Origin of the sequence: Pseudoxanthomonas putridarboris, from assembly GCF_038321125.1 — a bacterium.
Taxonomy (GTDB): Bacteria; Pseudomonadota; Gammaproteobacteria; order Xanthomonadales; family Xanthomonadaceae; genus Pseudoxanthomonas_A; species Pseudoxanthomonas_A putridarboris.
Genome location: NZ_JBBWWT010000004.1, coordinates 282212 through 304050, shown reverse-complemented (window position 1 = coordinate 304050; position 21839 = coordinate 282212). Strand labels below are relative to the sequence as shown.

Annotated in this window: 23 protein-coding genes, 1 tRNA gene and 1 other RNA gene; 16 read left to right on the top strand and 9 right to left on the bottom strand. The window is 66.1% G+C overall.

Going from position 1 to position 21839, the window contains the following annotated elements:
• Nucleotides 1-74: 74 nt before the first annotated feature.
• Nucleotides 75-1298: a lytic transglycosylase domain-containing protein gene (locus AAD027_RS11315; protein ID WP_425605440.1), complete on the bottom strand. Its 1224-nt coding sequence runs from the start codon at nt 1296-1298 to the stop codon at nt 75-77.
• Complete coding sequence (gene gloB, locus AAD027_RS11310) at nt 1295-2074, bottom strand: hydroxyacylglutathione hydrolase (protein WP_341726129.1); 780 nt, start codon at nt 2072-2074, stop codon at nt 1295-1297. The genes AAD027_RS11315 and gloB overlap by 4 nt, the downstream gene beginning before the upstream one ends.
• A gap of 65 nt (nt 2075-2139) precedes the next feature.
• Between gloB and AAD027_RS11305 the strand changes: the two genes are divergently transcribed.
• The 4 genes from AAD027_RS11305 to dnaQ are packed head-to-tail and all read left to right on the top strand — an operon-like array spanning nt 2140 to nt 4553.
• Nucleotides 2140-2799, top strand: a complete 660-nt coding sequence (locus AAD027_RS11305) for a class I SAM-dependent methyltransferase (RefSeq protein WP_341726128.1) — start codon at nt 2140-2142, stop codon at nt 2797-2799.
• A gap of 19 nt (nt 2800-2818) precedes the next feature.
• Nucleotides 2819-3268 (top strand): ribonuclease HI, encoded by a 450-nt coding sequence (gene rnhA, locus AAD027_RS11300; protein WP_341726127.1) that lies wholly within the window; start codon nt 2819-2821, stop codon nt 3266-3268.
• Entirely contained in the window at nt 3265-3828 is a 564-nt protein-coding gene (locus tag AAD027_RS11295) for a GNAT family N-acetyltransferase (RefSeq protein WP_341726126.1), read from the top strand. Before rnhA ends, AAD027_RS11295 begins: the two co-directional genes overlap by 4 nt.
• Nucleotides 3828-4553: a DNA polymerase III subunit epsilon gene (gene dnaQ, locus AAD027_RS11290; RefSeq protein ID WP_341726125.1), complete on the top strand. Its 726-nt coding sequence runs from the start codon at nt 3828-3830 to the stop codon at nt 4551-4553. The genes AAD027_RS11295 and dnaQ overlap by 1 nt, the downstream gene beginning before the upstream one ends.
• 200 nt (nt 4554-4753) lie before the next feature.
• Here dnaQ and AAD027_RS11285 read toward each other — a convergent pair whose 3' ends face one another.
• Nucleotides 4754-5458, bottom strand: a complete 705-nt coding sequence (locus AAD027_RS11285) for a PP2C family protein-serine/threonine phosphatase (protein ID WP_341726124.1) — start codon at nt 5456-5458, stop codon at nt 4754-4756.
• 218 nt (nt 5459-5676) lie between these two features.
• Between AAD027_RS11285 and AAD027_RS11280 the strand changes: the two genes are divergently transcribed.
• A tRNA-Ser gene (locus tag AAD027_RS11280) sits at nt 5677-5767 on the top strand.
• 490 nt (nt 5768-6257) lie between these two features.
• Nucleotides 6258-6665 (top strand): DUF6165 family protein, encoded by a 408-nt coding sequence (locus tag AAD027_RS11275; RefSeq protein ID WP_341726123.1) that lies wholly within the window; start codon nt 6258-6260, stop codon nt 6663-6665.
• Here the strand turns inward: AAD027_RS11275 and AAD027_RS11270 are convergent.
• Both AAD027_RS11270 and AAD027_RS11265 read right to left on the bottom strand, forming a co-directional pair.
• Complete coding sequence (locus AAD027_RS11270; protein WP_341726122.1) at nt 6641-9706, bottom strand: fused MFS/spermidine synthase; 3066 nt, start codon at nt 9704-9706, stop codon at nt 6641-6643. The genes AAD027_RS11275 and AAD027_RS11270 overlap by 25 nt on opposite strands.
• Nucleotides 9703-10746 carry a glycosyltransferase family 9 protein gene (locus AAD027_RS11265; RefSeq protein ID WP_341726121.1) on the bottom strand — a complete coding sequence of 348 codons (1044 nt, stop codon included), beginning with the start codon at nt 10744-10746 and terminating at the stop codon, nt 9703-9705. Before AAD027_RS11265 ends, AAD027_RS11270 begins: the two co-directional genes overlap by 4 nt.
• 26 nt (nt 10747-10772) lie before the next feature.
• Here AAD027_RS11265 and AAD027_RS11260 point away from each other — a divergent pair, with 26 nt between their 5' ends.
• From AAD027_RS11260 to AAD027_RS11230, 7 genes are all read left to right on the top strand, one after another.
• Entirely contained in the window at nt 10773-11522 is a 750-nt protein-coding gene (locus AAD027_RS11260; protein ID WP_341726120.1) for a 3-deoxy-D-manno-octulosonic acid kinase, read from the top strand.
• 1 nt (nt 11523) lies between these two features.
• The gene (locus tag AAD027_RS11255; protein WP_341726119.1) at nt 11524-12282 is read left to right on the top strand and encodes an MBL fold metallo-hydrolase; all 759 of its coding nucleotides are present in this window, start codon (nt 11524-11526) and stop codon (nt 12280-12282) included.
• Nucleotides 12279-13295 (top strand): GTP 3',8-cyclase MoaA, encoded by a 1017-nt coding sequence (gene moaA / locus AAD027_RS11250; RefSeq protein ID WP_341726118.1) that lies wholly within the window; start codon nt 12279-12281, stop codon nt 13293-13295. The genes AAD027_RS11255 and moaA overlap by 4 nt, the downstream gene beginning before the upstream one ends.
• Nucleotides 13296-13368: 73 nt before the next feature.
• Nucleotides 13369-13803, top strand: coding sequence for a cyclic pyranopterin monophosphate synthase MoaC (gene moaC, locus AAD027_RS11245; protein WP_341726197.1), 435 nt, complete (start codon nt 13369-13371; stop codon nt 13801-13803).
• Nucleotides 13800-14045: a MoaD/ThiS family protein gene (locus tag AAD027_RS11240; protein WP_341726117.1), complete on the top strand. Its 246-nt coding sequence runs from the start codon at nt 13800-13802 to the stop codon at nt 14043-14045. Before moaC ends, AAD027_RS11240 begins: the two co-directional genes overlap by 4 nt.
• A gap of 1 nt (nt 14046) precedes the next feature.
• Nucleotides 14047-14475, top strand: coding sequence for a molybdenum cofactor biosynthesis protein MoaE (locus tag AAD027_RS11235; RefSeq protein WP_341726116.1), 429 nt, complete (start codon nt 14047-14049; stop codon nt 14473-14475).
• Between the two features lie 5 nt (nt 14476-14480).
• Nucleotides 14481-15503 (top strand): YncE family protein, encoded by a 1023-nt coding sequence (locus AAD027_RS11230; protein WP_341726115.1) that lies wholly within the window; start codon nt 14481-14483, stop codon nt 15501-15503.
• 246 nt (nt 15504-15749) lie between these two features.
• On the opposite strand, the gene ffs is transcribed toward AAD027_RS11230, so the two are convergent.
• Nucleotides 15750-15846: signal recognition particle sRNA small type (gene ffs / locus AAD027_RS11225), an RNA gene on the bottom strand.
• A gap of 325 nt (nt 15847-16171) precedes the next feature.
• Entirely contained in the window at nt 16172-17188 is a 1017-nt protein-coding gene (locus AAD027_RS11220; protein ID WP_341726114.1) for a TauD/TfdA family dioxygenase, read from the bottom strand.
• 114 nt (nt 17189-17302) lie between these two features.
• Between AAD027_RS11220 and AAD027_RS11215 the strand changes: the two genes are divergently transcribed.
• Nucleotides 17303-17911, top strand: coding sequence for a hypothetical protein (locus AAD027_RS11215; protein ID WP_341726113.1), 609 nt, complete (start codon nt 17303-17305; stop codon nt 17909-17911).
• 116 nt (nt 17912-18027) lie between these two features.
• Here the strand turns inward: AAD027_RS11215 and AAD027_RS11210 are convergent, their stop codons facing one another.
• Complete coding sequence (locus AAD027_RS11210) at nt 18028-19002, bottom strand: TIR domain-containing protein (protein ID WP_341726112.1); 975 nt, start codon at nt 19000-19002, stop codon at nt 18028-18030.
• A 144-nt stretch (nt 19003-19146) separates the two neighbouring features.
• Here AAD027_RS11210 and AAD027_RS11205 point away from each other — a divergent pair, with 144 nt between their 5' ends.
• Nucleotides 19147-19542: an H-NS histone family protein gene (locus AAD027_RS11205; RefSeq protein ID WP_341726111.1), complete on the top strand. Its 396-nt coding sequence runs from the start codon at nt 19147-19149 to the stop codon at nt 19540-19542.
• Between the two features lie 105 nt (nt 19543-19647).
• Here AAD027_RS11205 and AAD027_RS11200 read toward each other — a convergent pair whose 3' ends face one another.
• A complete protein-coding gene (locus AAD027_RS11200; protein ID WP_341726110.1) occupies nt 19648-20574 on the bottom strand; it encodes a hypothetical protein in 927 nt (308 codons plus the stop codon).
• Nucleotides 20575-20654: 80 nt separating this feature from the next.
• Here AAD027_RS11200 and AAD027_RS11195 point away from each other — a divergent pair, with 80 nt between their 5' ends.
• Nucleotides 20655-21839, top strand: coding sequence for a phospholipase D family protein (locus AAD027_RS11195; protein WP_341726109.1), 1185 nt, complete (start codon nt 20655-20657; stop codon nt 21837-21839).

Here is a 21839-nt window from a genome sequence, read left to right as displayed (position 1 = left end):
CCGCCGCAAGGCGGGCTTTTTCGTGGATGGCGGCGAAGGAGTGGCGTGTACGGCCGGCGCCGTTCCCGCCGGGCTCAGGGCGCCGCTTCGTCCAGTTGCAGCACCATGCCGGGTTTCAGCACCGCATCGGCCTTCAGGCCATTGCGCACCAGGAGTTGCTGCGGCTTGAGTCCATAGCGGCGGGCGATGGTCCAGGCCGATTCGCCGCTGCGGACGGTATGCGAGCGGGCGCTTTCGCCGGACCCGGAAGAATCCTGTGCCCTGGTCCCGGCCGCGTTCCGCTCCGGACCGGCATCGGCCGCCGCAATGGGGGGCAACACCTCGTCAATGGCCTCGGTGGGCGCCAGCAGCCGCAGGGGACGCGGGCCACGGCTGAAAGTGCCGGCCAGCGCCGGATTGAGGCGTTTCAACAGGAGCGCGCTGTGTCCGTTGCGGGCGGCCCACTGCTCCAGCGTGGCATCGGCGGGGAGGGTGTGCGGCGCCAGTCGCGGCACCGGTCGATCGAGGCGGCGCAGCCATTCCATGCGATCGTCGGCCTGCTGGAAGATGCAAGCCAGCGCGTGCAGTTTCTCGACATAGGCGTAGGTGATGCCGGACAGGCCGGGCAGTTCGGCCGGGCGCGCGTTGCCGGCGTTCATGCCGGCGCGGCGCATGGACTGCAGGACCCGGTATTCGCCGGCGTTGTAGCCCATCACCGCCAGCCGCCAATCGCCGCCGAACATGCCGTGCAGGGTCTTCAGATAGCGCACCGCGGCCTGGGTGGAATCCACCGGCGACAGGCGGCCGTCGTAGCCTTCGCGCATCGGTACGCCGTGGTTGCGCGCCGTGGTGCCGATGAACTGCCACAGCCCGGCCGGGCCACCGGCGTTGCGCGCGCCGGGCTTGTAGCCGCTTTCGACGAAGGGGATCAGCGCGTACTCGGTCGGCAGGTGCGCTTCCCGCAGGGCGTCGACCACGTAGCCGAACAGCGGCAACAGATCGTCGTTGGGTTTGACCAATTGGCCGGGCGCGTGGCTGAAGTGTTGCTTCCAGCGCCCGTTGGTGGCGGCGCTGTCGCAGGTCGGATCGGCCAGCCCGTCGCGGAAGCGCTGGTAGATTTCCAGGCCGCTGCGCTGCTGGGTGGGGGGCAGGCTGGCCGGGTCGATGGGGGGCACCGCGGGGATCGCCGCCGGTGCCGCGGGTAGGGCCCCGGCTTCCGGAGCGGCCATGGGGGCGGGATCGTCGGCGGCCGCGACCATCAGCGTCGCCAGCAGCCCGGCCGCCAGGCCGGTCCAGCGCAGGGCGCGACGGGACCTCATGCGCGGAAGTCGTTCTTCCAGCGCCGCAGTTCGGCGAAGACTTCCACCCGGTCGGCGGGCGCGCGGCCCAGGCGGCGCGCCACCGCCGCCCGTACGGATGGCGTGTCCACGCGCAGGAAGGGGTTGGTGGCGGTTTCCTGGCCCAGCGTGCTGGGCAGCGTGGGGCGTCCGGCATGGCGCATGGCGCGGGCTTCCTCGGTGCGTTGGCGCAGGGCCGGGTTGTCGGGGTCCACGGCCAGGGCGAAGGCCGCATTGGACAGGGTGTACTCGTGGCCGCAGCAGACCGCGGTATGGGCCGGCAGGGCGGCCAGACGGTCGAGCGAGGCCAGCATCTGCGGCGGCGTACCTTCGAACATCCGCCCACAGCCCAGGCTGAACAAGGTATCGCCGCAGAACAGGTGCGGTGGTCCATCGCCGCCGCCGCCATGGAAGGCGATGTGGCTGGAGGTATGGCCGGGCACCGCCATCACCGACAACCGCCAGTTCTTCAGCTCGATGCGGTCGCCTTCGCCGACGCGCTGGCTGGCGTCGGGGATGCGCGGATCGTCGGGGGCGAACACCGGCAGGGTCGGCCAGCGCTCGCGCAGCGCGGCCACGCCGCCGGCGTGATCGGCATGGTGGTGGGTGACCAGGACCGCCGCCGGCCACAGGCCGTTGCCGGTGGCCGCCAGCACGGGCGCCGCATCGCCCGGGTCGATGACCAGCGCGTCGCCATCGTCGTCCACCAGTGCCCAGATGTAGTTGTCCTCGAAGGCGGGCAGGGCAAGCAGGCGCATCGACGGCGGGCTCCACGGGCTGCGGGGACGGACGCGCGGGGGTGGCGTCCTCTACAATCCCGAACATGCCTGCCTTCGCGTTCACCCGTCAACCCGATGCCCTGCCGTGGTTCGGGACCAAACGGGGCGCGCCCCTGCTGGAGGCTGAACAGGCCCTCATCGCGCAGGCCCTGGCCAGCCGCGCCCCGCAACCCTGGTTGTGGCTGTCCGCCGCCGCGGGCGAATCGACGCCCATGACCCCGCTGCCCCGCGGGTTGCGCCTGCACGCGACGGGCGCCGCGCCATCGCTCACCGGCAGCGTCCGCTGCGGTCTGCCGCTGCCCCTTCCCACCGAGGCCATCGGCAGCATCGTGGTGCAGCACCTGCTGGATGCGGGGCAGGGCGACGACCTGCTGGAAGAATGCGCCCGCGTGCTGGAGCCCGGTGGACGCCTCTGGCTGTTCACCGTGAACCCGTTCAGTCCCTACCGCCTGCGCTGGCGCCGGGCGGGCCTGCAACCCCTGGACGCGACCGGCTGGCGCCTGCGCCTGCGCGAAGTGGGATTGCAGCCGCTGGGGGATGCCCGCTACCTGGGACCGGTGTGGCGGACCGCGCGGCCGCAGGCCAGCCGCTGGCCGCCGCAACTGCGCGCCGTGTGCGTGCTGCAGGCCGAGAAACGGGTGGCCGGCCTGATCCCCCCGGCACCGGCTACCGCGCGTACCTGGCGCGCCGCGGCGCCAGCCTGATCCACCCCTCAAGGACTCCATGAAGCACATCAGCATCCACACCGATGGCTCCTGCTTGGGCAATCCCGGCCCGGGCGGCTGGGCCGCGCTGCTCCGCTACCAGGCCAAGGAGCGCGAACTGACCGGCGGCGAAGCCCAGACCACCAACAACCGGATGGAGCTGATGGGCGCCATCGCGGCGCTGGAGGCATTGACCGAGCCCTGCCAGGTCACCCTGCACATCGATTCGCAGTATGTCCGCCAGGGCATCACCGAATGGATGCCCAACTGGGTGCGGCGCGGCTGGAAGACCGCCGGCGGCGACCCGGTGAAGAACCGCGACCTGTGGGAACGGCTGCATGCGGCCGCCGCCCGGCACAGGATCGAGTGGAAATGGGTCAAGGGCCATGCCGGCGATCCCGACAACGAGCGCGTCGATGTGCTGGCGCGCAACGAGGCGATCCGGTTCCGCAACGGGGCCGTCGCGTGAGCATCGCGCTGGCGCCCGGCCAGACGGTGGTGGAAACCGGACGCCTGCGCCTGCTCGCCATGTCGGATGCCTCCGACCAGGACGCGGCGATGATGCTGCGGCTGCTGAACGATCCCGGCTTCATCCGCCACATCGCCGATCGCGGCGTCCGCACGCTGGAAGAGGCGCGCGGGTACCTGCGCAACGGCGCGCTGCGCGGCTATGCCGAACAGGGCTACGCGATGTACGCCGTGCAGGTGAAGGCCACCGGTGCGCTTGCGGGCAACTGCGGACTGGTGCGCCGCGAGGGACTGGAAGGCCCGGACCTGGGCTATGCCCTGCTTCCCGAATTCTGCGGCCAGGGCTATGCGCTGGAAGCCGCTCGCGGCGTGCTGAAGGATGCCCGCGACCGACTGGGTCTGGACCAGGTGTTCGCCATCGTCAATCCCGACAACGCCGCCTCGATCAGCCTGCTGCAGAAGCTGAGATTCGCCTTTGAGAGAATGACCCAACTGCCCGGCGTCGAGCGCGAGGTGAAGTTGTTCCGTTATCCCATCCGTTCCGTGGAAGCCCAGTCCTGATGCGCCAGATCATCCTCGATACCGAAACCACCGGCCTGGAATGGAAGAAGGGCAACCGCGTCGTGGAAATCGGCTGCGTCGAATTGCTGGAGCGCCGGCCCACCGGCCGCACCTACCACCAGTACATCAACCCGCAGCGCGAGTTCGAGCAGGGCGCGGCCGAAGTCACCGGCCTGAGCCTGGAGTTCCTGGCCGACAAGCCGCTGTTCGCCGACATCGCCGACGAGTTCCTGGCCTTCATCGAGGGCGCCGAACTGGTGATCCACAACGCCGCGTTCGACGTCGGCTTCCTGGACTACGAACTTTCGCGGCTGGGCGAGCACTACGGCCGCCTGGCCGACCGCGTGACCGTGGAGGATTCCCTGCTGCTGGCGCGCCAGCGCTTCCCGGGGCAGCGCAACTCGCTGGACGCGCTGTGCAAGCGCCTGGGCGTGGACAACACGCACCGCCAGTTGCACGGCGCACTGCTCGACGCCCAGTTGCTGTGCGACGTGTACCTCAACCTGACCGCCGGCCAGCGTGAGATCGGATTCGGCGGGGACGAGCCGGGAACGCCGTCCCAATCCGTGGCGATGCCGGTGTTCGCCGTCCCGGCGTCGGGCGAACGCCCCCGCGTGCGCCCGACCGTGGACGAGATGGCCGCGCACGAGGCGCGCCTGGAGAAACTTCGCAAGAAGGCCGGCGGGCGCTGCCTGTGGGACCCGCCAGTGCTGGAAGGCGCCTGATCGTTCGATCTTTTCCCCCTGTAGGAGCGGCTTTAGCCGCGACCGCAAGAACAGAACGAGCATTGGCCACGGATCTGCACGGATCACGCGGATGAGATGGAGCAAAAAAAGCTTCATCCGTGCTTATCCGCGTCAATCCGTGGCCGATGGCTTCCTGTTTCACGGTCGCGGCTAAAGCCGCTCCTACAACGAGGGAGTGGTCAGTGGCAGCGGACCAGGATCGCGGTGACGTTGTCCGAGCCGCCGCCGTCCAGCGCGGCGGCGACCAGGGTATCCACGCATTCCTGCGCGCTGCAGTCGTCGTGGCGCAGGGTGTTGGCGATGCTGCCGTCGTCCACTTCCTCGGTCAGGCCGTCGCTGCACAACAGCAGTTGCATGCCGGGCTTCAGCTCGCCGGTCATGGTTTCCACGTTCAGGTGGTTGGGGTCGGTGACGCCCAGCGCCTGGGTGACCACGTTGCGGTGCGGATGCGAGCGCGCCTGCTCGGCGGTCAGCGCGCCTTGGGCGATCAGTTCCTGCACATAGCTGTGGTCCTGGCTGAGCTGGGCCAGGTTGCCCTCTCGCCACAGGTAGGCGCGGCTGTCGCCGACCCAGGCCACCTCGAAGCGGTTGCCCTGGATGCGCGCGGCCACCACGGTGGTGCCCATGGGCAGGGTGTCGTTGCGCCGGCGCGAGGTGCGGATGATTTCTTCGTCGGCTATCCGGATGGCCTGGGCCAGCGGCGTGCCGTCGCGGATCTCGCGCACGATGGTTTCGCGCGCCAGCGCACTGGCCACTTCGCCGCAGGCATGCCCGCCCATCCCATCGGCCACCAGCCATAGCCCCAGTTCGCTGTCGCCGTAGTAGGTATCCTCGTTCAGCTCGCGCCTGAGGCCGACGTGGGTGATGTGGCCGAATTCGATCATGGTGCCTTGTGAGGTCGGGATGGCATTTTGCCTAACTGTTCATACGCAATGATCCGGGTGGACAGGACATGCGACAAGCACCATGGCGCGCGCGCGGGCGGGGCAGGTTCATGGGGGCGCGGAAAAGCCGTCGGATTGCACGGAACCGGCATCGTCGGCTTGTCCCGATGCGGCCCGACCCGTATCATTCACGCCCCCGGCCGCACCGGGGACCGCACGGAGAGGTGGCAGAGCGGTTGAATGTACCTGACTCGAAATCAGGCAGGCGTTTATAGCGCCTCGGGGGTTCGAATCCCCCCCTCTCCGCCAGATACGCAAGGGCCCCCGCAAGGGGGCTTTTGCGTATCTGGCGGAGAGGGGGGAGCTTGAGAGAACACCAGGTTCGACAGGACGGCAGGATTGCCGTCCTGCACGGCGAAGCCGCCCCGGAGGGGCGAGGCACATGGATGTGCCGAGTGAATCCCCCCAGGGACGTTCCCGCGCCGCGTGCCGCAAAAGGGCTTTTGCGTATCTGGCGGAGAGGGAGGAGCTTGAGAGAACACCAGGTTCGACAGGATGGCAGGATTGCCGTCCTGCACGGCGAAGCCACCCCGGAGGGGCGAGGCACATGGATGTGCGTAGGGTGCGCCCTGGCGCACCATCGCCATCGGCAGTCTCCCGACGACCATCCTCGAAGCGAACTGCCGTGGGTATGCCCCGACCGTCCGCGTTCACGGGACGATGACGAATCGGGTGCGCCTGCGGTGCGCCAGGGCGCACCCTGCGCCTACAATGCGCTTCTTTGCGCAGGAAGCTTCCCATGTCCGAAATCCTCGTCCCCGTTTCCTTCGGCGAACTGCTCGACAAGATCGCCATCCTGCAGATCAAGTCCGAGCGCATGACCGATGAGGCCAAGCTGGCCAACGTGCGCAACGAACTGTCGGCGCTGGAGAAGACGTGGCTGGCGCATCCGGCCGCGGGCCACGACATCGCCACGTTGCGCGCCCAGTTGAAGGCGGTCAACGAGCGCCTGTGGGTGATCGAGGACGACATCCGCATCAAGGAGAAGGCGCAGCAGTTCGACGACGAGTTCGTGCGCCTCGCCCGCAGCGTCTACTTCGAGAACGACGCCCGCGCGCGGATCAAGAAGGAGATCAACCTCGCGCTCGGCTCGAGCTACGTCGAGGAGAAGTCGTACCAGGATTACGGGACCGGCGCGGCGCCCTGACGCCGGTCGTCCCCTGGCGCCACCGCGGCGGGCCCGAAACGTCCTTCGCCCATCGCCCACACACGGATCAGGTGGCGTGCCATGCGGAAACGTTCCTGTTGCGCGACCTGGTCGCCATGGTCGCGGTGCAGCCGCTCCACCGCGGCGAAATCGCGCATGCCGATGGCGCCGAGCTGCGCGATCACCAGCGCATGTTCGCGCACGCGGGGCGTGATGCCCGCCGGCGACCGCAGCACCGCTTCGCCGGCCTGCCGCATGGCGGCGGGGTCACGGCGCGCCGCCGCCCGGTAGAGGGCCATGACCTGCTCCAGCGCGGGTGGCGCCTCGTCTCCCTGCCACCAGGCCGGTGCGATCCACACGCCCTGCAGGTCCGCGGCGGGCAGCCAACCCAGCGTGGCCTCGGCGACCTGCGCGGCGGCTTCCATCCACAGCGCTTCGTCCTGCGGCGCGTCTGCCGACAGGCCGCGCAGCGTCTCCACCGCCATGCCCAGTGCCACGGGCAGCGTCGCGCGCTCGATAGGGTGGACGTATTCCCCGCGCAGCAGCGCGGCCGCCAGGCCGGCGTGGCGATGGCCCAGCGTGAAGCGGTGTTCCGGCAGCGCCTTGACGACCGCGTCCGCTGGCACGGGCGACCGTCCCGTCAACAGGTCGAGCACCGGCAGGCCGTTGTCGGCCAACTGCTGCAGAGTCTGCGAGAAATCGCGGCGGAAGCGGGTGGCCGGCGCGCGCAGCGCCACGTGCTGGGTGTAGTCGCTGTGCGCGGGCGCGGCCATCGCCCGGGTGAACAGCGCCGCCACCCGGCCGTCGCCGATGTGGCGCAGCGCCAGCGCGTCGGCGCCGTGCAGCCCCACCCGCGCCAGTTCTTCGCGCAGCGCGGGATGATCCCAGCGCCGGGCATCCGGATCGTGGCGCCGGCCCGCATGCGCGACGACGATCAGGTCCACGTCGTGCGACAGGTACAGGTCCACCTCGGGGAACTCCGACTGCAATGCGGCCAGCATGCTGGCCAGCAGGGCGTCGTCGATCTCGTAGGTCTGCATCCACTGCACCAGCACGCCGTCCTCGGCCAGGCGCCCGCGCAGGAAGGCGTAGAACTCGCGGGTGAACAGGTTGGCCACGCCGCTGACCCACGGGTTGGACGGTTCGGACACGATCACGTCGTAGCGGCGCTGGCTGCCGGCGAAGAAGCGGCGGGCATCGTCGAAGTGCACGCTGGAGCGCGGGTCGTCGTAGGCCCGCGCCACGCGCGCGCCGAAGCGGCGGGCGGCGGCATGGATGGCGGGCTCGATCTCCACGGTCTCCACCCGCTCCACCACCGGACTGCCCAGCAGCGTGTGCGTGGTCAGGCCCGAGCCCCAGCCGATCACGCCCACCGTGCGCGGTGATGGATGCACGGCCAGCGGCAGCGCGCCCAGGGCGACCATCGTCAACTCGTCGCCGGTGGGCGGCGTCAGCATGTCCAGCGTCATCGCCGCGTCGGACTTGCCGTTGGTGGCCAGTGCGGCGGAACGATGGTGCGCCGAGCGCACCACGCTGACGGTCGCGGTCTTGCCGTCGCGCAGGAAGACCACTTCGTTGCTTTCGTCCAGCCGTGCCGTGCCCGTGCGGAACACGCCGCCGGCCTGCTCGCGCGGATCCGGACGGCCGACCAGCACGCCGAGCAGCAGCGCCGCGGCCGCCGCCGTCGCGGCGACGGCCACATGGCGCGGGGATGCCTCGCGTTCGCTGCGCGCCAGCAACCAGAAACCCAGCAGCACGTCGCCCAGGGCGGCGAGCATCAGGCCCCAGCGCACGCCGATGGCCGGGATCAGCAGGTGCAACATCAGCATCACGCCGACGATGGCGCCCACCGTATTGGCGGCATAGAGCCGGCCGATGCCCGCTTCGCCGCGACCGGCGCGCAGCCACGCCAGCGTGAACAGCGGCAGGGTCATGCCGGCGAAGAACGTCGCGGGCAGCATCACCAGCAGTGCGATGCCCGCGCTGCCCAGCGCGAACAGCGCATAGCCGCCGTCATTGCGGGCCAGCGCGCCCATCAGCGCGCCGACCCAGCGGAACGACTGCGCGAACGCCACCACCGACAGCAGCGCCGCCACGCCCATCGCCACCTGCGCCAGCCCGGCCGTGCGCAGCGGATCGGCCAGCCGCGCCGCGCGCCGGCGCACCCACCATCCGCCCAGGGCCAGGCCCAGCAGGAAGGCGGCCAGCATCAGTTCGAAGGCGTGCAGCGTCGTGCCGAGCGCCTGGTTGAGCAGGCGGATCCAGCCGATTTCGTAGACGAAGGAGCAGGCGCTGGACAGCAGCGCCACCATGGTCAGGGCGAACGGCGCCATCCCGCCGCCGGCGTTCGCGGCTGTGGCGGTGGACGTCTCCGTCGGCGCGACGCGTTCGTCCGCGCTGCTCGATGGGGATTCCCCGAGCCGCCGCGAGAGCCACCACGCGCCCGCCGCGACCGCCAGGTTCAGCGCGCCGGCGACCTTCAGCGTGCCGGGCATGCCCAGCGCGGGCAGCAGGGCGAAAGTGGCCGCCAGCGCGCCCAGCGCGGCGCCCAGGCTGTTGCTGAAGTACAGGCCGCCGAGCGCGCGCCCGGCATCGTCTGGCGCCGCGCGCAGGTAGCCGGCGCTGAGCAGGGGGAAGGTCGCGCCCAGCAGTACGCATGCCGGCAACAGCAACAGGATGCACGAGAGCCAGGGATACGCATGCGCCCACGGGCTTTCGCCCAGCCATGGCAGCACGTGGAGCTGCGAGGCCCGCGCATAGCCTTCGAACACGCGATGGAAGCCCAGCCCGAACAGGCCGATCAATCCTTCGGCCACGGCGTACATCCACAGCAGCCGGCGCCATCGCGCCATGCCGCGGCTGGCCGCCCACGCGCCCAGCGCCATGCCGCCCATGAAGATCGCCAGCACCAGGCTCTGCGCGTACGCCGCATGGCCCAGCACCAGGCCCAGGTAGTGCGACCACAGCGACTGGTACACCAGGCCGGCGAAACCGGAGGCCAGGAACAGCCACAGCATCAGGCCGCCGGCGCGTGCCTTCATGCGCCGGGACGATCCTGACGGTAGCGCTCGAAGGCGGCGATCGCGTCCTCGACGGCGATCAGTTCCATCACGCCGTCGTGCTCGATCTTGCTGCCCCACTTCAGCTCGGAAGCGGGCTTGCCCTTGTACTTGCGTGCGGCGTCGTCGTAACGGTCCACGCAGTATCGACGGTCGGAATACGGTCCGCTGCGCGCGGGATTGCTGGCCGCGTGCAGGCCCAGCACCTTCGCGCCCATCGCGTTGGCGATGTGCATGGGGCCGGAGTCGGGCGTCATCACCAGGTCGGCGCGGGCGAGCAGGGCGGGCAGTTGCTTCAGCGTGTCCTTGCCCACCAGGTCCAGGGCCGGCGCCTGCATGGCGGCCAGGATCGCGTCGGCGGTGCGACGCTCCAGCTCGCTGCGGCCGCCGCACAGCACCACCCGCCAGCCGCGTGCGGCGGCATGGTCGGCCACGGCGGCGTAGCGGTCGGCGTACCAGTTGCGCCGCTCATGGCTGGAACAGGGCGAGATGACCAGCGTGCGCTGGTCGTCCGCCGGCCATTGCGCCAGCGCCCATTCGTGGGCTTCGGCCGGCACGGGCAGATTCCAGGCCACCTGGTCCTGCTTCAGGCCCAGCGGTTCGCAGAAGCTGCCCATCGCATCCAGCACATGGATGCCGGGGCGGTCGGGGATGCGTTCGTTGACGAAGAGCCCATGCAGGTCCTTGGAGCGGCTGCGGTCGTAGCCGATGCGCCGCCGCGCGGGGATGAAGGCCGACAGCAGGTTGGCGCGGAACGCGACCTGCATCTGCAGTAGGGCATCGAAGCCTCCGGCCGGCAATTGCGCACGCAGCGCGCGCATGCCGGCGATGCCGGACTTCTTGTCGTAGGTATGGAAGGCCACGCCCTCCAATCCCTCCAGCAGCTTGTGGCCGGCCTTGTCGACGACCCAGTGCAGGCGCGTTTGCGGCCAGTGGCGCTGCAGGGTGCGGACCAGGGGCACGACATGGGTCACGTCGCCCAGGGCGGAGAGTCGGAGCAGGCAGAGCGATTGGGGAATCATGGAAGAACTATTGTTAGACTCGCTGGATGGTCGGATTTGACGCCTCGGAATCCCTGACGCCGTTCCGCGATGGCAGCGGATACGGTGCGATTCTGTTCGACCGCAAACACCTGCGGCAAGCGGATCCCGACTGGTTCCTGCCGGAAAAGTGGGGCGATCGCGCACGGCCGGTGGACAGCGGCGGTCGTGGCGGCGCCTGGTTCATCGATGCGCCCTCCAGCCAGTGCGTGTTGCGCGTGTACCGCCGGGGTGGGCTGGCGGCGCGCTTCAGCCGCGACCGCTACCTGTGGCACGGGCCGAACCGCACCCGCAGTTTCGCCGAATTCCGCCTGACGCGCGCGTTGCTGGCGCGCGGCCTGCCGGTGCCCAGGCCGGTGGCGGCCAGTTACCTGCGCGATGGCATGTTCTACCGCGCCGCCATCCTGATGGAACGGTTGCTGGACGTGCGCCCGCTGGCCGACCTGGCCCAGTCGCAGGGCCCGCACGCCCCCTGGGAATCCGCCGGCCGGCTGGTCGCGCGCTTCCATCGCGCCGGCCTGGACCATGCCGACCTCAACGCGCACAACATCCTGTTCGACGACAAGGGCCATGGCTGGCTGATCGATTTCGACCGCGGCAACCTGCGCATTCCCGCCACCGCTTGGCGCGAGGAGAACCTGGCGCGCCTGAAGCGCTCCCTGCTGAAGCTGCGCGGCGAGCGCGGCACGGACGAGGTGGAGCGCCATTTCGCCGTATTGCGCAAGGCCTACGACCACACCTGGTCGCGGGGCTACTGACATGGGCTGGCAACTGCGCTTCCACGGGGTGGGCAGCGCCAGCGCGGTCGAGCTCGGTTCCGCGATGGCCACGCTGGATCGCGACGGCCGGCCCTGGCTGACCATCGACTGCGGCGGCGAGGGACTGACCGCCTTCCAGTCCCACTACCACGCCTTGCCGGATACGCTGTTCGTCACCCACGCGCACCTGGACCATGTGGCGGGTTTCGAGCGCCTGTTCGTGGGCACTTACTTCGACGACGCGCGACGGGGCCGCGTGCGCCTGTACGTGCCGGCGCCGCTGGTGCCGCTGCTGCACCAGCGCGTGGGCGAATACCCCAACGTGCTGGCCGAGGGCGGGACGAACTTCTGGGATGCGTTCCAGCTGGTGCCGGTGGCCGGTGCGTTCTGGCACGACGGCGTGCGGCTGGAAGTGTTCCCGGTGCGCCATCATTGGCCGGATACCGCATTCGGGCTGCGCCTGCCGGGCAGCGTGGTGTGGACCGGCGATACGCGGCCGATCCCCGAGATGCTGGCGCGCTACGCCGATGGCGATGAACTGATCGCGCACGATTGCGCGCTGCACGGCAATCCCTCGCACAGCGGCATCGACGACCTGGAGCGCGAATATCCATCGGCATTGCTGTCGCGCTGTGTGCTCTACCACTACGCCAGCGCGGCCGATGGCGATGCGTTACGCGCGCGCGGCCATCGCGTGGCCCATCCCGGCGATGCCCTGCCGCTGGCCGAACCGCGGCGGCAGGCGGTGGAAACCGCATGAGCGCTGTCATGCCGTCGCCACGGGATGCGCATGGCCGGCCGCTGCACGACCTGCGGCTGTCGGTGATCGACGCCTGCAATTTCCGCTGCGGCTACTGCATGCCGGCCGACCGCATCCCGGACGGCCACGGCATGGATTCGAACGCGCGGATGTCGTTCGACGAGATCGAGACGCTGGCGCGCGCGTTCGTGCACCTGGGCGTGCGCAAGCTGCGCCTGACCGGCGGTGAGCCGCTGTTGCGCAAGCGCCTGCCGGAACTGGTGGCGCGCCTGGCGGCGATCCCGCAGCTGGAAGACCTGGCGCTGACCACCAACGGCTCGCTGCTGGCCGCGCAGGCGCGGGCCCTGCGCGATGCCGGCCTGCGCCGCATCACCATCAGCCTGGATGCGCTGGATGCGGACGTGTTCTCCGCCATGTCCGGCGGTCGTGGACGCATCGGCGACGTGCTGGCGGGCATCGAGGCGGCGGTCGCCGCCGGGTTCGAGCGGATCAAGTTCAACACCGTGGTCCAGCGCGGCGTCAACGAAGACCAGGTGCTGCCGCTGGTCGAGCGTTTCCGCGGCACCGGCCACGTGCTGCGCTTCATCGAATACATGGACGTGGGCACCTGCAACGGCTGGCGACGCGAACAGACGGTGAGTTCGGCCGAGTTGCGCGACCGCATCGCCGCGCGCTGGCCGTTGCGCGCGCTGGGAGCCGGCTACCGCGGCGAGGTGGCATCGCGTTATGCGTTCGAGGACGGCGCCGGCGAGATCGGCTTCGTCAGTTCGGTCAGCGAGCCGTTCTGCGGCGACTGCCATCGCGCCCGCGTGTCGGCGGACGGGCGGCTGTATACCTGCCTGTTCGCGGACGAAGGCACGGACCTGCGCGCCGTGCTGGCCCGGGGCGAGGACGCGCTGGCGGACCATGTGTCCGGGTTGTGGTCGCGTCGTGCCGACCGCTACAGCGAACTGCGCGGCCTGCCGGCGGTCGGCCAGCGCAAGCACGTCGAGATGTATCTTGTCGGCGGCTGACCGCCTCCCATACGGAATCTCCAGCGTGCCCCGCAAGACACTGACCCATATCGATGCCGCCGGCCGCCCGGCCATGGTGGATGTTTCCGGCAAGGTGGCGACGCCGCGCGAGGCGGTGGCCGGCTGCCGGGTGAAATTCCCCGCCGAGGTCGCGCGGCAGCTCCGCCGCGATGGCCTGCGCAGCGCCAAGGGCGGCATCGTCGATACGGCGGTCATCGCCGGCACGATGGCGGTCAAGCGCACGCACGAGCTGATCCCGTTCTGCCATCCGCTGCCGATCGACGGTTGCCGGATCTCCATCGACTGGGACGGCGACGCCACCTTGGCCATCGAGTGCCGCGTGCGCACGACCCACCGCACCGGCGTGGAAATGGAAGCGCTCACCGGCGCCACCATCGCCGCGTTGACCGTCTACGACATGTGCAAGGCCCTGTCGCACCGCATCGTCATCGGCCCGGCCAGGCTGAAGGGCAAGCGCGGCGGCAAGCACGACTTCGGGACGACGTGATGGCCACGGTGACGCTGCTCTATTTCGCCAGCCTCCGCGAGGCCGCCGGCATGCCGAGCGAAGTCGCGCAGACCGCCGCAAGCGATCTTGCGGGCGTGTACGCCGAGGCGCAGGCGCGGCACGGTATTGCCTGGCCCGTCGAGCATCTGCGTGTCGCGGTGGATGGCGAATTCGCACGCTGGCGCGACGCGGTGCGCGACGGCAGCGAGATCGCGTTCATTCCCCCGGTGAGCGGAGGCTGACATGCTGCATTTCCGCCTGGCCGAAGCCCCGTTCGACATCGGCGCGTTGCGTGCGCAACTGCTGGACCCGCGCGCGGGCGCCTATGCCAGCTTCGAGGGCTGGGTGCGCGACCACCAGGCAGGCCGCGCAGTGGTCGGCCTGGACTACGAAGCGTATGCACCCCTGGCCGAGCGCGAAGGCGAACGCATCGTCATCGAAGCCTCCGAGCGCTTCGACCTGCTGGCGGCATGCTGCGTGCACCGCGTGGGCATGCTGGCCGTCGGCGACCTGGCGGTCTGGGTGGGCGTCAGCGCCGTCCATCGCGGCGCCGCGCTCGACGCGTGCCGCTATATCATCGACGAAGCGAAGCGGCGCGTACCGATCTGGAAGCGCGAGCATTACCGTGAAGGCGGGGCGGACTGGCTGCACCCGCAATACCAGGAGTCCTGAAACCGATGCGTCGTGTCTCCGTTCTGCTGGCTTGCGGCTTACTGTTGTCGATGGTCTGGACGGGACTTCCGGCGCAGGCGGCCGAGCTGCTGGTGGGCAACAAGTCCGCCGATACCGTCTGGCGCCTGTCGCTGAAGGACGGCCGGCGCATCGGCGAATTCCGCACCGGCGAGGCGCCGCACGAGATCGCCGTGTCGCCGGATGGACGCGTCGCGGTGGTCGCCAACTACGGTGGCATGCAATCCGGCAACACGTTGTCGGTCCTCGACCTGGTCGACGGCAAGCCCACGCGGCACATCGACCTTGGTCAGCACAGCGCGCCGCACGGCCTGCGTTTCCTGTCCGACGGCCGCCGCGTGGTGGCGACCACCGAGGCGTCGGCCAGTCTGCTTGTCGTGGACATCGTGGCCGCGCAGGTGGAAAAGGCCATCGAGGTGGGCGGCGGCACCGGCCACATGGTGGCGCTGTCGCCGGACGAGCGTTTCGCCTACGTCACCAAGATCGCCGCCGGCACGCTCAGCCGCATCGACCTGGCCACCGGGGCGAAGACGCACGAACGGCCGGCGGGGAAGGGCGCCGAAGGCGTGGCCGTGCGTCCGGACGGCGCCGAAATCTGGGTGACCAACCGCGAGGACGGCACGGTGACCGTGCACGACCCGAAGACGCTGGCGGTGCGGCGGCGCATGAGCAGCAAGGGGTTCCCGATACGGGTGGTGTTCGACGCGGACGGTCGGCGTGCGTTCGTCACCAATGCGCGCGACGCCACGCTGGCGGTGTTCGACGCACGTACCAAGTTGCCGGTGGCCACCGTGTCGTTGCCGCGCGAGGGCATGGAGTACCAGGCCACGATGCTGGGCCATGCGGCGCTGCCGATCGGGGTGGCCGTGGCCGCGGACCGTCCACGCGCCTACGTGGCGATCAGCGGCGGCGACCGCATTGCGGTGGTCGACACCGATCGCTGGCAGGTGGTCGACTACTGGGTGACCGGCCGCGAACCGGATGCGCTGGGGATCGTGCCCGGCAAGTAACAGCCGATGCCCGGATGCCGCGCGACTCCATCCGTGGGAGCGACATGAGTCGCGACCGGAAACACCGACGTCGCGACTCACGTCGCTCCCACATTTCATTCATGACCCGGTGAAAACAAGGCCGCCGCAACGGCGCGTCCCGCGATAGTGCCGACTCGGTATGAACAAGGCCGTCGCAACGGCAGACGATAGTGAATGGCCGCTTCTAGAGCCAAACGGAATCCGGATAGCCTCAGAAAGGCGGTGGCCCCACCGGCTGGCCTCGGCACCCGCATCAGTCGATACCGTTGCTGCCTTCCGGCCCTGGCGGGGTTTTCAACCTAGCGTCGCGAGGGGCCGACGGGGCCACCATAGGACTGATGCGCGTTGCGACGCATTCATGAATCTGGCGGAGAGAGGGGGATCGAGTCAACCCGATCCTAAGCCCTTGATTCTCCTACAGGACGCAAACCAGGAATGTGTCCTGTCTTGTGTCCCGCCATTGTAGCGGCTTTAACGCTATGGCAGCTAGCCTACAGGGCAGAGGCTAGCGATAAAAAGAAGCTGTCTTGCGACACCATTGCATGGTAAGAACGACCTCTTGGGGGCGAGCCAGGTTAGCCGTCTACGACCAGCCACATAGCGATATGTGACAGATGTTCTGTTTGTTCATTAGTTTTGACATCGTGTCAAGGCCACAACTTGAACAGACTGCCATCGTGAAACGAATCATTTGGTATGTGGGTTGCTGACAGGCCATAGCTACGCAACAACCAGCGAGCCCTGCCCCCCACTTCCTTACCAACCTCAGAACGTCCATGCAGCATACGCCTATTGTCGATAATCAGAACATCACCGCCATCGATAATGACCGGCTGTGCCACTTTCGAACAGGCTTTCTCAAACTTTGCGATAGCGTTTTCAGCTGCATCGGGAGCCGAAAAGGATGGGGCTACCCCGCTGTGGCTAAAGCGGGTCCAGTAAACTCCGCCGCCTCTGTTAGCAAGAACATTGACGCCGTCGATCTGGTGCTCCTTGCCCAACTCTCGCGCCGTGCCTTCGCGAAATGTTCCTTGGCACTTGATAATGAACTGGAGCTTCTCTAGCTCGCTGATGTCTGTCGCATTAAGAAGTTCAAGTGCCTCATCCAGATTTATAATCATCGTGGGCACGCTCTGGGGATTGCGCATGCCCACAAGGCAAACGACATCGGGCGAGGGTGCAATTCTTTGATACGCGGTATCGCGCTGGCCTGGAAATGGGAAACTCACAGCGTCCGTGTGTCCACGCATACTCTTCGTGGACTTTTCAGCTATACGCCCTTCGCCGCGCATAGCCACCAGATTGACGAAGAGATGACCATCATTCTCAGAACCATACGACACAGGAGCATGGCCTAGAAGAGCATTGACCGCCAAAACGGTCAAACGGGCGGTATGAACGGGCCTACATGCCGGCAATGGCACGAAGTCCGTGGGCGAGTCGGGCATCTCCGTATCGGTGGCGAAAGCGTTTTTTAGATGAAGCAAGCCTCGGGCTATATGAGTCTCCGCTTCCTCTCGTATCTGAGCTTTGGTGACTTCTTCGAGCTGTTTCAAGACATGCTCACCAACTAGCGCCGGGTTCAGGTCGATCTTGGCAATCCAATCTGGGGCAGTGGGATCGGTCAGCACTTTGGCGACGGCTTCCCTTATTGCTACTTCCATGTGGCGCTCCATAAGCTATTGATTCAAAAAAGCTTGACTTGTGATACAATATTGATACAATGAACTCACCCGCCAACTCCGAGGTAGTGCTTTATGTCGACTACATTCCTAAACATGAATGCGCTAGCTGACGAGCTGCGAGCTCGGGCAGACCGTTTGGCGCATCTTGCCAAAACTATCCGTGTTAAAGAAAGCCGGCCCGGAAAAGCGTTTTTTTCCGCTGAAGGCGTTTCGGGCAGAGAAGTAAGCCTATCGGAGGTAAATCTAGTTAGGGTCTTTGTCCACTTTGAGGAAGAGCTGCGGCGGCAAAGCTTCGTGAGGTCTGGTTCTAGTAAGCAGAAGATTGTGACGAAGGAGCGTGCCAGGACCGTGGGTGTCTATGCGAGGTCTGGCTTGTGGGTGGCCTTGGAGAACTTGGCTGCCGAGAGAGGACAAAAGCCCTCTGTGATCTATCGAAATCTGCTCCGGTCAGGCGTTCACGACTTGAACAAGCGACTGGATAAAGAATCTTCCGCCAGAGTGTTCGGGGAGCTCACGGCGCTATTGGAAGGTTTTGATGGTGCAGAAAAGGTGCAAAAGATGGTTCGAATTGACAAGGATTTTTACGATCAAGCCATATTTATTGCCAAAGAGTTCCGCAAGTCGATGTCTGAGATCACGAGTATGTGTATGGCGTATGGGTTGAGCAAGGTGGTGACTCAGCAACCCGTTGCCGAGTCATAAGAATTCGGGACCTGCCCGATATGGCAGCTTCGATGCTCGCAGCCCGGGATCGAGAATGAGTTGGTGCCCAATGCTACCTATTGTCGGTAGATTCGCTTGTCGAGAGCAAGCTACATCTACCAGCTGTGGCGTTGTTGAAGTGGGTCTATTACCAAGCCCCACAGGATCTCCGCCGCCCCCTCCTGGGTCAACTTCTGCTCCCGCTCGCGCCCGAACGATGACATGCCCATGCTGGTCAGGAAGAGCATTTGGTCGTCGGCGTCGACTGAGAGGGACTCATTGGATGAGTTGCTGCTGGTGGTCTCGCCCTGGAGGTAGTTGATCCCGCTGAGCATGCCGCCCAGGTAGACCGTCGCCCGCGCAACGTCTTTGCCGTCCTTGTAGATCGTTGCAAAGAAACGGTTGGCATCCACGCGTCGGAACGTGCCCTGATAGCCAGGGTTCCGAGCCTCGAGCTCCGCTAGGGAGTTCTCAAAGTAGCGCGCGATGTATTCGAACGTGTCGGCCTTGAATTGGTCCTTGTCCCGTTGGGTGAAGGTCTTGGACAACCGCAGGTTGCTCGAACGGGGACCGGGCCTCGACGGGGTGACATCACCTGCGGTGATGGCTGCCTGTGAGGGAGGAGGTCCGATGGCGGCTGGAGCCTTGCTTCCTGAAAGACGTCCGGCGGCGTTCCGGACCGCTCTGGCGACATGCAGGAGGGCCTCATCCCGGTCCGGCCACTGGGTGACAGGCTTTCCGTCCTTGGGGGTGCCGAGCAGCTTGCCGAAGGGCGCATGGTGCCAATCGCAGGCCCGCAGGATGACGGGAATCACGATGGCTTCGCCAGCGTCGTGACGCTCCATGGCCCGCTTCATCTCGATGTCGTAACAGTAATCCGACGCGATGAAGTCTGGGCTTACCAAAAGCAGAATGATGTCATCGGTGTTGATGTGGTCATCGATGACCTGCCCGAGCTCCTGACCCGCGCCGATACGGCGATCGTGCCAAGTCTCAATCACCCCCTGGCGCTTGAGCATGGCCAACTGCTTCTCGAGCTGGTCGCGCAGGTCTTCGTCGGCATGGGAGTAGGAAAAGAAGACGGTTGGCAAGGGATACCCCAAGTCGGCTGGGCGCTCCGGCCCGTTAGGGCTGATTCTAGCCAAGCCTTGGGTAGGCCGCTTTGCGGCCGGTTCAATTAAACTCGTGAGCTGCCGGCCATCAGGTCCGTCTTCTGAAAGAGGTCAATGCAACGCATGAGTAAGCCGACCCTGGATTCCATCGCCACCGCCAAGGCCAAGCTGGAGGAAGAACTCCGGAAGCTCGAAGAGCAGGAGGCTCAGCTCCGCCAACAGCAAGCGACCGATGCCTTCGCCGAGGTCATGAACTTGCTCGGCCAATACGGTCAGCACTTCAGTGCCAAGCAGAAGGCCGAGATCGTGACGGCCGTGGGTGCGAGTAGCCCAGCAAAAGCCAAGAAGGAGGCAGGGACCAAAGAGGTAGCCCCGAAGTATTGGTTGCCCCACACCCACGAGACTTGGAGTGGGCGCGGTCGTCCGCCGAGGTCCTTTACGGCTTGGGAGGGAACCGCTGCCTACAAGGAGTGGAAAGCCAAGCACCCCAGTGAAAAGTTCCCCAAGTTTCCAGGGTAACTAGCGCCCGCGGGTGGCCGGGCTCGCACTCCCTAGTTAGAGCTAAGAGTGTGTCAGTTGGGCGCAATAGGTCGTTGCGCCCAGCGCTGGGTCCTCGGTGCTCCGCTACTCCGCCTTGCGGATGACCCAGTCGGTCAGTCCGGCATCGAGAGTCATTCGAGCGAGCTTCGAGGCATCAATCAGGGTGATCGTTTCGTCGTCTGAGGTGATTGAGCCGGTATGAAACACGTAGAACATTCGACTGAAGACCCCGTCCTTGCCTTCCTGAGCGTAATTGTTGAACTCCGCTTGGGTCGTTCTGGCTTTGACCTGGACAAACGCGCGTTCTCCGGTAGACGGAAGCTCCAGATCTAGATCAAGGAGCTTCCTGGTTCCGCCTGTAGCGTCGATGCGGCGCCAGCCGCTAGCGCCGAAAACCAGCTCCACGAGGACTTCGAAATCTTTCGGTCCGAGTCGTTGGATGAGCGGGATGATTGCTTCGATTAGCTCCGCTCGGCCAAGCTCGGCCCGTTGGACTTCCTTGCTCAGTTCCGCGTTTATGCGGCGGACAACGTGCTCAGCGGCCTTCACCGAGCACGAGGTGCCTCGGTAAGCCGCTAGATTGGTGATGCTCCCGGGGAGGTTGGACTTGAGTAGGGGTTTCCCATTACGGTCGACGCAGAGCCAGCCATCCCTGATTCTGCGCACCGAGCTCATGTCTTCTTCAACTGGCTCTGGACTACCTGCTTCGAGGAAGCCCCAGTAAAAGCGCTCTCCGACGAACGTTACCCAGAGATCTTCGGGTCCAGCCTCGAAATAGAGTCGGGTCTCGTTTGTGAAGCGAGTGGCTGTCCCCTGTGACTTCGCAGCGCGCCAGGACGCTGCCAATTCATCCCACTTACCGCCTTCTGCCCATCGAATAGTCTCCGGATTGCCGCTGTCTGTGCCGAAGCGAAGAGTTCCCTGTTCGATGCACGGTTTCTCCCACTCCCCACCGACCCCAAGCTTTATGTAGCGAACGCTTCGGGGGGATACCTTTGAGAATGCTTCCATGGCAGTTTTCGCTGGTTGATTGGTATGGAATGCCAGAGAATACGTCAAAACCGAATGGTGGGTGGGGAGCCCGATAGTCGATGAAAGCAAAGGTCATTGCGGATGCCGATTCCTTGTTCCTCGAACTTCAAAAGCTCTTTCAGTGGGCGGATCGAGTCGATATGGCTTTCGCGTGGGCGGGGTCCGACCAGGAGCGTGCAAGGCACTGGAAAGCGATGGATCTCGCTAAGGTCGGGCGCGCGGTCATCGGCACGGCGTTCGCACAGACCGAGCCTCGCGCACTGGAGTTATTGAGTGCTGGGTCAGATCGCCTGCGGCTGGTCATCAATTCGGAGGGAACCTTCCACCCCAAAGTTATCGTTGGACGAAAGGGCGAGTTCGCTCGGGCTATCGTCGGTTCAGCGAACTTCACCGGGGCTGCATACACCTCCAACACGGAGATCTCGGTGTTGCTTGCTGGGTCGGTGAGGGATGGGAATTTCCGAGAGATAGCAGAGTTTATTGAGGAGCATTGGAGTCTCGGCGTGCCTCTGACACCCGAGTGGCTTTCGGAGTATGCGAAAGCATGGGAAGCAGCCAAGCGACGCAAGATCGTGGTGCCTGGCGCCAAGCTTGAGATTTCATCGATCTCAAGTCTTGATATGTCGTGGGAGGCCTACTTCGCATTGATCAACTCGCAGCACAATCGTCCTCTTGCTGCAGGCAACAAGGTTCGCGTATTTGGGGACCATCCTTCCTATTTCAACGAGTTGGACGAGGCCGATCGGATCTTCGCGAGCCATGAAAGATTTGCTGACATCCCCAAACGGGATCGGCACATTCTTATGGGAATGGGGGAGTCAAGCGGCTTCATAGGAAATATGAGCGCCGCTGGGTTTGCGAAGCAGATAGTGAATGATCACCCCGAGAAGATCGGGATCGCACTGGACAAGGTTCCGGTGGCCGGCGAGATTTCATCGAACTTGGTCGAGGATGTCCTGAATCAGCTGACTGCTTTGAAGGGCGTTAGTGTCGGCGTGGCTAGTAGATTGCTTGCCGCCAAGCGGCCTGATCTTTTCGTCTCCGTCAACAATGGCAGCAAACCGCAGCTCGCGCGACTGATCGGTGGAAAGAGGGTCGACACGGTTAAGCAATATGCTGGGCTTCTTCAGAAGATTTGGGCAACAGATTGGTATCGGTCGGGAAAACCACAAGACGGTATCGAGGCCTCAGTGTGGGAGCGGCGCGCTGCTTTGCTCGATGCCGCCCTCTATGAACAAGTCTAG